The sequence below is a fragment of the Pseudoalteromonas sp. OFAV1 genome (assembly GCF_021532595.1).
GTDB classification, from domain to species: domain Bacteria; phylum Pseudomonadota; class Gammaproteobacteria; order Enterobacterales; family Alteromonadaceae; genus Pseudoalteromonas; species Pseudoalteromonas lipolytica_C.
In genome coordinates this window covers 1-12,667 of sequence record NZ_JAKGBG010000008.1, presented here as the reverse complement: position 1 = coordinate 12,667, position 12,667 = coordinate 1, and the positions used below count along the sequence as shown (strand labels likewise).

General features: G+C 41.3%; 11 protein-coding genes. 5 read left to right on the top strand and 6 right to left on the bottom strand.

All coding sequences use genetic code 11. The annotated features are described in order from the left end of the window. Positions 1–567: an elongation factor P gene (gene efp, locus L1267_RS06410; RefSeq protein ID WP_135923400.1), complete on the bottom strand. Its 567-nt coding sequence runs from the start codon at positions 565–567 to the stop codon at positions 1–3. Positions 568–608: 41 nt separating this feature from the next. Between efp and epmB the strand changes: the two genes are divergently transcribed. Next, positions 609–1,622 (top strand): EF-P beta-lysylation protein EpmB, encoded by a 1,014-nt coding sequence (epmB, locus tag L1267_RS06405; protein WP_235382407.1) that lies wholly within the window; start codon positions 609–611, stop codon positions 1,620–1,622. Positions 1,623–1,882: 260 nt separating this feature from the next. Here epmB and L1267_RS06400 read toward each other — a convergent pair whose 3' ends face one another. Beyond that, positions 1,883–2,095 (bottom strand): hypothetical protein, encoded by a 213-nt coding sequence (locus L1267_RS06400; protein ID WP_054554124.1) that lies wholly within the window; start codon positions 2,093–2,095, stop codon positions 1,883–1,885. Between the two features lie 72 nt (positions 2,096–2,167). On the opposite strand from L1267_RS06400, the gene L1267_RS06395 reads away from it, so the two are divergent. Further along, the gene (locus tag L1267_RS06395; protein ID WP_054561134.1) at positions 2,168–2,458 is read left to right on the top strand and encodes a hypothetical protein; all 291 of its coding nucleotides are present in this window, start codon (positions 2,168–2,170) and stop codon (positions 2,456–2,458) included. 178 nt (positions 2,459–2,636) lie between these two features. Here the strand turns inward: L1267_RS06395 and L1267_RS06390 are convergent, their stop codons facing one another. Beyond that, positions 2,637–3,140 carry a DUF3016 domain-containing protein gene (locus L1267_RS06390; RefSeq protein ID WP_235382455.1) on the bottom strand — a complete coding sequence of 168 codons (504 nt, stop codon included), beginning with the start codon at positions 3,138–3,140 and terminating at the stop codon, positions 2,637–2,639. A 229-nt stretch (positions 3,141–3,369) separates the two neighbouring features. Here L1267_RS06390 and galE point away from each other — a divergent pair, with 229 nt between their 5' ends. Beyond that, positions 3,370–4,383 carry a UDP-glucose 4-epimerase GalE gene (galE, locus tag L1267_RS06385; RefSeq protein WP_235382406.1) on the top strand — a complete coding sequence of 338 codons (1,014 nt, stop codon included), beginning with the start codon at positions 3,370–3,372 and terminating at the stop codon, positions 4,381–4,383. Positions 4,384–4,822: 439 nt separating this feature from the next. On the opposite strand, the gene mutT is transcribed toward galE, so the two are convergent. The 3 genes from mutT to L1267_RS06370 form a co-directional block, all read right to left on the bottom strand. Beyond that, entirely contained in the window at positions 4,823–5,224 is a 402-nt protein-coding gene (gene mutT / locus L1267_RS06380) for an 8-oxo-dGTP diphosphatase MutT (RefSeq protein ID WP_235382405.1), read from the bottom strand. Positions 5,225–5,285: 61 nt separating this feature from the next. Next, entirely contained in the window at positions 5,286–7,994 is a 2,709-nt protein-coding gene (secA, locus tag L1267_RS06375; protein WP_135923393.1) for a preprotein translocase subunit SecA, read from the bottom strand. A 1,160-nt stretch (positions 7,995–9,154) separates the two neighbouring features. Next, positions 9,155–9,628 carry a DUF721 domain-containing protein gene (locus L1267_RS06370; protein WP_138558877.1) on the bottom strand — a complete coding sequence of 158 codons (474 nt, stop codon included), beginning with the start codon at positions 9,626–9,628 and terminating at the stop codon, positions 9,155–9,157. Positions 9,629–10,368: 740 nt separating this feature from the next. Between L1267_RS06370 and L1267_RS06365 the strand changes: the two genes are divergently transcribed. Both L1267_RS06365 and L1267_RS06360 read left to right on the top strand, forming a co-directional pair. Then, entirely contained in the window at positions 10,369–11,283 is a 915-nt protein-coding gene (locus L1267_RS06365; RefSeq protein WP_235382404.1) for an NTP transferase domain-containing protein, read from the top strand. A 13-nt stretch (positions 11,284–11,296) separates the two neighbouring features. After that, entirely contained in the window at positions 11,297–12,376 is a 1,080-nt protein-coding gene (locus L1267_RS06360; protein ID WP_199526678.1) for a phosphotransferase enzyme family protein, read from the top strand. Positions 12,377–12,667 lie beyond the last annotated feature (291 nt).

Below are 12,667 nucleotides of genomic sequence, written 5' to 3'. Positions count from 1 at the left end.
TTACTTAACGCGGCTCACGTATTCACCGCTACGTGTATCAACCTTGATCACTTCGCCGATTTGTACGAAAAGAGGAACACGAACAACAGCACCAGTGCTTAATGTTGCTGGTTTACCGCCAGTACCTGCTGTATCACCTTTTAGACCTGGATCTGTGTCAGTGATTTCTAGTTCAACAAAGTTTGGTGGAGTAACGGCGATTGGGTTACCGTTCCAAAGCGTGATTGTACATACGTCATTTTCAACTAACCATTTAGCGTTGTCGCCAAGTGCTTTTTCGTCAGCAGCGATTTGCTCAAATGTTTCGTTGTTCATGAAATGCCAGAACTCACCGTCAGTATATAGATACGCTAAATCGGTATCCATTACGTCTGCACCTTCAACGGTCTCACCTGACTTGAACGTTTTTTCTAGTACTTTACCTGTGATAAGTTTACGAATACGAACACGGTTAAACGCCTGGCCTTTACCTGGTTTTACCATTTCATTTTCTAAGATGCTGCAAGGTTCGCCGTCTAACATAATTTTTAGGCCGCCCTTGAACTCATTGGTGCTATAATTCGCCATCGTTTCCTCTGTCTAAATAATTTCGAGTAATCTACGTGTCAATGATACAAAGAAATGAAGTAAATTTGCATAAAAACTGGCAAAAAGAATTGGCAAATGTTGTCACTTGTCCTGAACGCTTGCTAGAAATGCTAGGATTATCAAGCAAAGTAGACGAAAAAGACCTCAAAGCACGCAGTCTTTTTCCTGTCCGCGTGCCGCTGCCTTTTATCAAAAAAATGCGTTATGGCGACATAAACGACCCTCTTTTGCTGCAAGTGATGCCTCGCCATCAAGAATTTTTAGCAAAAACAGGTTACGACAAAGACCCCTTAAAAGAGCAAGATAACAACCAACCTGGTTTGTTACACAAGTATCGCTCTCGCGTTTTAGTGATGTTTAAAACCGGTTGTGCGGTAAATTGTCGCTATTGTTTTAGACGCCATTTTCCGTATCAAGAAAACCAATTAAACAAACGTAGCTTAATTGACGCACTGGCTTATATAAAAGCAGACAGCAACATCAACGAAGTCATTTTAAGTGGTGGCGATCCATTAATGGCCAAAGACGATGCTGTTAGTTGGTTTATGGATGAGTTAGAGCAGCTTCCGCAAATTAAACGCATGCGTATTCACAGCCGCTTACCTGTTGTGATCCCAGCAAGAATTACCGATGAGCTATGTGCACGCTTTGCTACATCGCCCTTAAAGGTGGTGTTTATAAACCATATCAATCACGCTAACGAAATTGATGATGATTTTAAAACGGCCATGCAAAAATTAAAAGCTGTGGGTGTTACCTTATTAAATCAAGCGGTGTTACTAAAAGATGTGAATGACTCTGTTGAGTCGCAAGTTGCGCTAAGTGAGGCACTGTTCGAGGCCGATATATTACCTTACTACTTACATCTACTAGATAAAGTGGAAGGTGCCAGCCACTTTGATATAGCTGAGAGTCAGGCACGAGAAATCGTTACGGCTATGCTGGCAGCATTGCCGGGGTTCTTGGTTCCTAAGCTAGTACGCGAGATCGGCGGCGAAAAAAGTAAAACGCCTATCGATCTAAGGGCGTGCTGACCTTTATTGATTAAAGTTTGTTCACTCTAGGGGCGATTTAATCGCGGCGCGAGATTTGTAACCTAGTGGGCTAAGTAAAAATCGAGTAACAAAGAGTTAATCGCCCCTAGGAAGAACCCGAAGGGCAGCGCGTGTTTGGCATTAATGCTGCGTTATCGCCTATTTATGGGGAACAACCACACTGCATAGGCTCTGCCTTGCCTAAATACCAAACACACTGCTGCAAAATCAATCATAAAGGGTCAACACGCCCTATCTAGTTAAACGTATACGTTTACGTTGTTACCTAGTGTCGCAGTTACCGACTTAGCAGGTGTTTGTGCAGCACTGGTATTCATTGCTGCGCCTTCGATAAGTGCAAGTGCCGCAGCACCATCAGCCTTTTGCTGTTTTTTAGCAAGTGACGCGCTGTAAACTTCGGCGCTTTCGCCACCGCCACTCATCGCTGGTAAGCTTGATCCTGATATATTCATAGTTCATTACCTGACTTTTTATGACAATCCACGTACTATATCGGCATTGCAGTCTAAAGCTTTAGGAAAAAAATGGATTCAATTATTGAACAACTCAATGCTAACCTAAAAATCGTTTACCGTCAGGCACTTGATGCCGATAAAAAATTAGATGATTTACAGCAGCAAGGCCACGGCAAATTCACTGCCTTATTTGCAAAAGATGCTGGCTTTGATTTTGAAGCAAAACGTTTTAAACCTTACGTTCTCGATGTTGCTGCTGATGTAGAAAGCTTAAGCAACGACGGTATGGACGAAGAAAAACTGAAAAAAACCGTTATTAAACTTCAACAGCTATTACAACTGTTAGCGACGTTTAAGTAACGTAGAAGCCTCTATTTCATTTATTGTGAATAGAGGCTAACGCGCGAAATAAATTTCACGCCTACATCAAACGTAGGCGTCACGCTTGCTTGGCGTATCTACCATTCAACCTCTAGCTTGCAAATTCACAAAACCAAAAAACAACACAGTTCGACTTAAAACTTACAGCTTTGAGTTATCATTCATCAAGGTTTAACGACGGTAATAGCTCATCTTCGAACCAATCAGTAATTAAACGTTTATCGTAATAATAAGCCTCGTCACGACCCATCTTCATACGATCCATGAATCCCATATCTTTGAGTTTTACATCGTTTGCTTCGCTTACGACCTTACCGTTTTTATCGGTAATTGAATAATTTAAGTCGATACGCGGAAAGTAAATTGGTTTGATAATACGTAGCTCATTCATGGTACCAAAACGCACATCACCAGCTAGATCGAGCTCTGTCACCTCAACATTAAAGGTATAACCTTCGGGTAACTTTTCAGCTAGTTTGTTAAAGTGTTTTTCAAAATTATTAGCCACATTTTTATGAAATGCGCCTTTTGGTGAGTTATTCCCTGGGCGTACATCACGATAATCATTAAAGTCATGCCATTTAACTTTTGCTTCGCCTGCATGAGCAAAAGCCGGGAGCGTAACAATAAGCGCTAACGCAACTTTTTTTACTATATTCATCATATTCTCCAGTTAACAGGTGTAGCTAGTGCTTAAAAATTTAGCAGCTGACGATTAACTATAGCTTAATATGTAATCAGCTAGGTGTAACCAATATGGTATAAAGTGTAATCAAAAACAACTACCTCACCTTGCCATACAGAATGATAATCACATTTTATTCATGTAATTTAACGCGAAATATGATGAAATAAGCCTAATTTAATCAGGTATAGTTTATGGAAATCTTATGACCATTTTAGTCACCGGCGGAGCCGGATATATCGGTTCACATACCGTTTTAGAATTATTACAACAGGGTAATGATGTTGTTGTACTTGATAATTTAAGCAATTCATCAAATGAGTCATTGGCTCGTGTTAAAAAAATCACGGGTAAAGATGTCACGTTTTACCAAGGTGACATTTTAGATAGAGCCTGTTTAGATAAAATCTTTAGTGAGCACTCAATCGACAGCGTTATCCACTTTGCAGGTTTAAAAGCAGTGGGCGAATCGGTTATTAAACCTATTGAGTATTACCAAAACAACGTACAAGGCACGTTAACGCTGGTTGATGCAATGCGCGACGCTGGTGTATTCAAATTAGTATTTAGCTCATCAGCAACGGTTTATGGCGACCCAGCAAGCTTACCAATTCGCGAAGACTTCCCTGTTGGTGGCACAACAAACCCATACGGTACATCTAAACTCATGGTTGAGATGATGCTACAAGATATTGCTAAATCGGATGAACGCTTTGCCTTTGTAATTTTACGTTACTTTAATCCTGTTGGTGCGCACGAGTCGGGGCTAATCGGTGAAGACCCTAATGGCATTCCTAATAACTTACTGCCGTATATTTCTCAGGTGGCAGTTGGCAAATTAGAAAAGCTAGGTGTATTTGGTGATGACTACGATACGGTAGATGGCACGGGCGTGCGTGATTATATTCATGTAGTTGATTTAGCACTTGGTCACTTAAAAGCGCTGAACCGCATTGCTAGTGATACAGGTTCGCACGTATTTAACCTTGGCACAGGCAATGGTTATTCGGTATTACAAATGGTTAATGCCTTTGAAAAAGCCAGCGGACAAGCTGTTCCTTACCAAATATCGCCGCGCAGAGCGGGTGATATTGCTGCATGTTACGCTGCCCCAGAAAAGGCGCTAAAGGAGCTTGGCTGGCAAGCTGAGCGCGGCATTGACGAGATGATGCAAGATACGTGGCGCTGGCAAAGTAAAAACCCTAACGGTTATAAATAAGCACTAGCCTTGGTGTTAAACAAATGGCTGTTCTCTGTGTCCTCTGTGGTTAGAAAAGCTCTTTAATTCACAAAGAGGACAAGAGGCGCTGCGCTTTAGAGGAAACAAAAAACACAATTATCACTTCCTCATTCTCTTCTCATTCACTTCTCTTTGTGCAAATTTTTTAAAAACATATTGAACCACAGAGAACATAGAGGCGCTTCGCACTACACAGAGAAAATAAATATCACAAAGAGATTATGGTCTCTTCCTCTGTGCTCTCTGTGACCTCTGTGGTTAGAAAAAGATCTTTAATTCACAAAGAGGACAAGAGGCGCTGCGCTTTAGAGTAAACAAAAAACATAATTATCACTTCCTCATTCTCTTCTCTTTGTGAAAATATTTTCGGTACTAAAGTACCTCTTACACGCATCTCCCACCAACAACACCGTTCATCTTACAGCTCAAACTTCTGCTTTATCTTTTCGATAATCTCAACATTCGCAGCTGGGAAACTGTAATCATCAAGCTCGCTCAGTGCAACCCACTTACTTTGTTGGCCTTCTGCACCATGGGCAGTGCCTGTGAAATCATCAACAATGTGCACATCTAAGCGCACGCATTTATCGCCGTAGTCATGCTCGATAACCATTAGCTCTTCACTGCCGTTTACGGTTAGGTTTACTTCTTCTAACAGCTCACGCTGAAGTGCTGCAAACACACTTTCGCCCTGCTCTACTTTACCGCCAGGGAATTCCCACAAGCCGCCTTGGTGTTTGTCGTCTGGGCGCTTACAAATAAATAACTGCTGATCTTTATAAATAACGCCAACAGCAACATGCACTACTTTTTTTGTCATTTGTTATTCCTCAATCATAAAAAAAGCGACGCAAGCGTCGCTTTTTATCAGCGTATTTTGGTTACTTTAATTTACCGCAACACTGTTTAAATTTATTACCTGAACCACATGGACAAGGCTCGTTACGGCCAACTTTTGGCTCTGCGCGGTGAGTTACTGTTGCACCTTCTGGTGTTTCGCCACCGATGTGCTCAGCTTCTTCGTGTTGGTATTCACGAGGTGCATTTTCGCTACGACGATGTTGCTCTTCAACTTTCTCAACATCTTCTTCTGCGCGAACTTGCACTTTACTTAAAATACCAACAACGTCGATTTTTAAGTTCTCAAGCATTTCAGAGAATAGCTCGAACGACTCACGCTTGTACTCTTGCTTTGGATTCTTCTGTGCGTAACCACGTAAGTGGATACCTTGACGAAGGTGGTCCATCGCTGCCAAGTGATCTTTCCAGTGTTGGTCTAGGCTTTGTAGCATAATCGCTTTTTCGAATTGACGTAGTACAGACTCACCTACCATCTCTTCTTTTTGCTTGTATGCTTGCTCAACCGCTTCTTCGATACGCTCACGAAGTTTTTCTTCGTATAGTTTGCTATCGTCAGCTAACCATTGTGAAATTGGCAGCTCAATTAAGAAGTCTAGTTTTAAGCGCTCTTCAAGACCTGGAATATCCCACATTTCAGCTAAGCTTTGCGGTGCAATATATTGGTCAATCGTACTGTTAAGAACGTCGCTACGAATTGCTGTGATAGTTTCTGAGATATCGCCTTCTTCAAGTAGCTCGTTACGCTGTGAGTAAACAACACGACGTTGGTCGTTTGCTACATCATCGTACTCAAGTAGTTGCTTACGAACGTCGAAGTTGCGTGCTTCAACTTTACGTTGTGCGTTTTCGATTGCACGGTTTACCCAAGGGTGCTCAATCGCTTCGCCGCGTTGCATACCTAGTTTACGCATCATGTTAGTCATGCGCTCACCAGCGAAGATACGCATTAGCGCGTCGTCCATTGATAAATAGAAACGGCTTGAACCCGCATCACCTTGACGACCAGAACGACCACGTAACTGGTTATCGATACGACGAGACTCGTGACGCTCAGTACCAATGATGTGTAAACCACCCGCTTCGATTACTGCATCATGGCGTTTTTGCCACTCATCTTTAATCGCTTTGATTTGTTCATCAGTCGGGTTTTCTAGCTTTTCAACTTCGCTGTGCCAGTTACCACCTAACACGATATCGGTACCACGACCGGCCATGTTAGTTGCAATGGTTACTGTGCCAGGTAAACCTGCATCGGCAACAATGTCTGCTTCTTGCGCGTGGAACTTAGCATTAAGTACGTTGTGCTTAATTTTTTCTTTACGTAAGAACTGCGATAAGTACTCAGAACTTTCGATAGAAATCGTACCCACAAGTACCGGTTGACCGCGTTCTTGACAATCTTTGATATCAGCAAGAATTGCTTCGTACTTCTCTTCTTGTGTTAAGTACACAAGGTCAGCACGATCGTCACGGATCATCGGTTTGTTAGTTGGCATTACTACGGTGTCTAGACCATAGATAGACTGGAACTCAAACGCTTCGGTGTCTGCTGTACCTGTCATACCCGCTAATGTGTCGTATAAACGGAAGTAGTTTTGGAATGTGATTGATGCCAATGTTTGGTTTTCGTTTTGAATGCGAACACCTTCTTTTGCTTCAACAGCTTGGTGTAAACCTTCTGACCAACGACGACCTTCCATTGTACGGCCTGTATGCTCATCAACAATGATAACTTCGTTTTCTTTAACAACGTAATCAACGTCTTTTTGATACAGCTTGTGAGCTCGTAGCGCCGCATACACATGACTTAATAATGTGATGCTAGAAGCTGAGTAAAGTGAATCACCTTCTTCGATTAAGCCACGCTCAATTAATAGTTCTTCAACTTTAATTTGGCCACGTTCAGTTAAGTGAACTTGCTTAGATTTTTCGTCGATAGTGAAGTCGCCGTCACCTTCAACGCCTTCTTCATCTTCTTTTTCTTGCAGCTCAAGTTCTGGCACAATTTTGTTGATTTCGATGTAAAGCTCAGAGCTGTCTTCCGCAGGGCCTGAGATAATAAGCGGCGTACGCGCTTCATCTATTAGGATTGAATCCACCTCATCCACTACTGCGTAGTAAAGTGGGCGTTGCACACGCTCTTCAATGCTAAATGCCATGTTATCGCGTAGATAATCAAAGCCAAATTCGTTATTCGTACCGTAAGTAATGTCGGCAGCATAAGCGATTTTCTTTTGCTGTGGCATCATGCCCGGTACGTTGCAGCCTACTGTTAGGCCTAAGAATTCAAATAATGGACGGTTAGTTTCGGCGTCACGTTTTGCAAGGTAGTCATTCACTGTAATAACGTGAACACCTTTACCTGTTAAACCACGAAGGTATGCAGGTAATGTTGCAGTAAGTGTTTTACCTTCACCGGTACGCATCTCTGCGATACGACCTTGATGTAACACCATACCACCTAGTAGCTGTACGTCGAAGTGACGCATGCCATTTACACGCTTAGATGCTTCACGTACCACAGCAAATGCTTCTGGTAAGATATCATCTAGGCTTTGTCCGTTATCGTAACGCTCTCTAAATTCAGCTGTTTTTGCTTTTAAATCTTCATCAGAAAGCGCTTCTAATTGCTTTTCAAGCGCATTAATTAGAGCGACCGTCTTTCTTAGGTTTTTAATAGTGCGGTCATTGCGACTACCAAAAATCTTGGTAAATAAATTAGATATCATGATAAAACCGTTACAATATATTCTTTGTTAGCTAGTCATTAGCTAACCCACTTTCTTCAATTGATAATTAATATGCGCTTATGCTCATGATGTAGGGCATATTAATTAACAATTTATCAGTACGCTGTTCAAAACACCGCTTATTTCGTGCGCTATCATACCAGAGTCTGCGCAACATCAAACCTTCTGTGTGTGAAGATATGGAATTTCGGCAAGAAAATTTAAAAATCAGCCATAATCTTTGGTCTAACCCCATAAAAAAGGTGAAAACAAGACCACTGAGTAGATATGGCGACAATTGAAATAAAATCAAGATCAGGGATGAAAAAAGGAGCTCGATTGTAGGCGCGATTTTATATCGCGAAACCTGCAAAAGTGAAAAATAATATTCACAAAGAGGATAAGAGGCGCTGCGCTTGAGAGAAAACAAAAAACATAATTATCACTTCCTCACTCACTTCTCATTCACTTCTCTTTGTGCAAATCATGTAAAAAATATTTGAACCACAGAGTACACAGAGGCGCTTCGCGCTACACAGAGAAACCACTATCAACAAAGAGATTATGGTCTCGCTTTCTCTTTCTCTGTGCTCTCTGTGACCTCTGTGGTTAGAAAAGCTCTTTAATTCATAAAGAGATTATGAGGCGCTGCGCTTTAGAGGAAAACAAATTAAGTAAGTTATTGGTTTACCTCATTCTCTTCTCATTCACTTCTCTTTGTGCAAATCATGTAAAAACAATATTTGAACCACAGAGAATATAGAGGCGCTTCGCGCTACACAGAGAAAATAAATATCACAAAGAGATTATGGGCACTCCGCGCTTCAGTGAATAACGATTTACAATCTACTATTCTCTCCCTCTGTGCTCTCTGTGACCTCTGTGGTTAGAAAAAAAGATCTTTAACTCACAAAAAGGTTATGAGGCGCTACGCTTTAGAGGAAACAAAAAACATAATTATCACTTCCTCATTCTCTTCTCATTCACTTCTCTTTGTGAGAAAGATCTGACGCGCGAAATAAATTTCACGCCTAAATCAAATGTAGGCGTCACGCTTGCTTGGCGCGCCTGCCATACAACGCGAATCATGCACATCAACACATAACCAACAGGCAATGCTGGGCAACTCAAAACTGACGGCTGAAAGCTGATGGCTTTGCTTATTTTTTCCGCCCGTGTTGGGCTAAGCGCTCTAATTTTTCTTTTAACGATGGAGGGGCGTCAGCAGCGATAGCTGTTAAATAGTCCGCCGTTTGCTCACTCATATGGCGCTTTGCTTGCGGTTTTTTTTCAGCTTCTTTTGATGTAGATAAGCGCTGAGTAGCTTGTGGGTTGGCGGTAATTTTAATTTGTCCAAGCTCTACCATGCCAGCGGCACGAAAATGCGAGAGCATATCCATTTTTAAATAATTTAAACGCAGTGCAATCGGTGCAGAAACCGCTTCAATCATCAAAGTACCATCGCGGTAATTACTTACCCGGCATTTTTTGGAAAGCGTTTCACCTAAAAACTCGTCTAAAATCGTTTGTTGACTCGACAGGCCTTGGGTTTTACCAGCATAAGACGCTAAACGACCACTCAAGCCCGCCATAATATCGCCAAGAGCCTTTGGCGCATATCTATCTTTTGCCATTAAATCTTCTACCTAAAGGGGTTAATCACCACATAAGGAATATACCACCTACGTAAATATGAAGCTATCAGGTTTAAGGCACAATGTGCGAGATGCGATTTTGTTAATGTATGTCGTCATTTATGGCGACAAGATATTACGTACGTTTCATCAATGACGCGCTAAAGCACGACCCACAAGAAAGCGCGAAATAAATTTCACGCCTACATCAAAGACATCTAATCGCACAAAGAGGGTAAGAGGCGCTGCGCTTGAGAGAAAACAAAAACCATCATTATCACTTCCTCACTCACTTCTCTTTGTGTAAAAAATATTTGAACCATAGAGAACACCGAGGCGCTTCGCGCTACATAGAGAAACCAAATATTTATAAAGAGATTATAGTCTCTTCCTCTGTGCTCTCTGTGACCTCTGTGGTTAGGAAAAAGATCTTTAGCTCACAAAGAGGATAAAAACCGCTGCGCTTTGAAGTAAAAATTAAGTAAGTTCTTGGTTTACCTCTTTCTTTTCTCATTCACTTCTCTTTGTGAAAATCGTATAAAAACATGTTTAACCACAGATCTCATTGTAAAAATATTTTCGGCACTAAAGTACCTCCTACATGCATCACCCATTCCGTTTAAAGCTTCTTGAATTCCTCAATCGTTTAAAATAATTCTTTGCGTTTGCTAGCTCGCAATAATATTTTTCCTTTGGGGTTTCTGGTACTCTTTTCCTTTATTTTTTAACTTATTCACACAATGACACAACACTCTCTTACTTTAATCGTATTAGCCGGTGGGCTTGGTAGTCGTTTTGGCGGAAACAAACAAATAGCAGAGATCCCAGGGTTGGGCTGCACCATAATGGAATTAAGCATTCGTGATGCGATAAAAGCGGGTGTAAGCCAAGCTGTTATCATCATAAATAAAAAAATCCGCGCCGAACTTGAAGCCACCATACTGCCTCGCTTTCCTAAATCACTCGAGGTTGTGCTTGTTGAACAAGAAATTAGTATGGTACCTGAGCGGTACAGCCATTTAGCGAAAGATCGTATCAAGCCTTGGGGAACTGGGCATGCTCTGTTATGTGCAAAGCCCTATGTAAAGAACCCCGCTATTGTCATCACTGCTGATGATTATTATGGGGCATCCTCTTTTGAAATAATGGCTAAACACTTTAAAAATAATAACGATTGGGCCATGGTTGGTTACCCAATCAAAAACACACTTTCTGAAGAAGGTGGTGTAAATCGTGGTGTTTGTGAAGTGAATGAACAGCAACAACTTACTAATGTGATTGAGTATTTAAATATAAAACTTGAAGATAAGACCTTGTATGGTGACAACCCTCAGGGTAAGCGCGAAGTAATTTCGAACGAAGCTCTAGGCTCTATGAGTTTTTGGGGAGTAACGCCAAACATATTCAACGAGTTAGAAATAGGCTTTGCGCAATTCCTAGAACATAATGACAACGGTGTCACAAAAGAGTATTATTTACCGGATCAAATCCAAACTGCTGTTAAAAACAACCAACAATCTGTCATGGTCTATCAAGCGCAATCAGCCTGGTATGGCGTCACTTACAGAGAAGAGCTAGAAAAGGTTTCGAAAAAGCTTTATGAATTACATCATGGACGAACAACCAGCAACCACAGCTGTTCAAACGCATTTTAAAAGTGAACTTTCTATGAAGTCTAACCCTGTTGCAGAACACCTATCAGAGTGTTTTGGCCTAAATAAAGTGGATATTAGCCTAAAACCGATTGGCAATGGCCATATAAATACCACCATGCTATTAAAAGCAGATGATCAAGCACTTGTGGTTCAAAAGTTAAATACAACCGTTTTTCCGAATCCTGAACAACTTGTTGAAAATGCTCGCTTAATTGAACAGCATTTAACTGAAAAGCACGACAATGGTGAATATAACCTCGACATTATTCGTCATGTGCCCACCATTCAAAATGACTTTTTAGTTGAGTGTGATCAAGGCGTTTGGCGCGCACTCGAATTTATTGGCGGCAGCTACAGTGAAGATGTGGTAGCAACCATATCGCAAGCACAAACTGCAGCCAATGCATTTGGACAATTTGCTTTAGCCTTACAAGATTTTCAGGCTGATCAGTTGCATCATGTGATCCCTGATTTTCATAATTTAGCAATGCGTTTTGACGCGTTCAAAAACGTGTTAGCAAAAGATCCAGCAAGCAGAGTAGCGCTATGCCAAGACGATATTGACTTTTGTTTAGCACAACAAGGGTTAGTAACTGAACTTAAAGAGCTTGAGGGTAAGATCCCACTTAGACCTTGCCATAATGATACTAAGATTAACAACATGCTGTTTTGCACACAATCTGACGATGCAAAAGCAGTGATTGACCTAGACACCTGTATGCCGGGTTATTGGTTATTTGATTTTGGCGATATGGTGCGCACCTTCTGCTCACCTGAGCAAGAAGATTCTACTAATTTGAGCAATGTTCGTGTTCGTGAAGAGATATTTGCTGCAATTGTAAAAGGTTATGTTGAGCCTTTAAAAGATGTGATCACCGACACTGAAAAAGAAAGCTTTTGGTTAGGCACAAAAGTAATGACCTTTATGATCGGCCTGCGCTTTTTAACAGACTTTATTGATGGCGATAATTACTTTGCTACCAAGCATGCAAACCATAACCTAGAGCGTGCCCGTAATCAGTTTGCTCTTTATCGTGATATTCTTGAAAAAGAACATACTTTAAAAGCGATTTTAGAGATAAATAAGGGGTAAAGTTGCTAGTTGCTACTTGCTAGTTATCGTAGGCGCGATTTTACATCGCGCAGCACAACTGATATTCAACACCCTTCAAGAAAATGTATACAGTGCTAACAAACAACACTATTTCAGCTGAAAGCTTACGGCTATAGATGTTCTTTCTCTGTGCTCTCTGTGTCCTTATATGGACTCCCCGTTTTTTGTCAACGGAGTATTTATTAAATAAAGATTAGATGCTGGCTTATATACGGACTCTATTTGGGGAGCTACCCCTGGTCACTTTAATGTATTCGCCCCTTTATGACT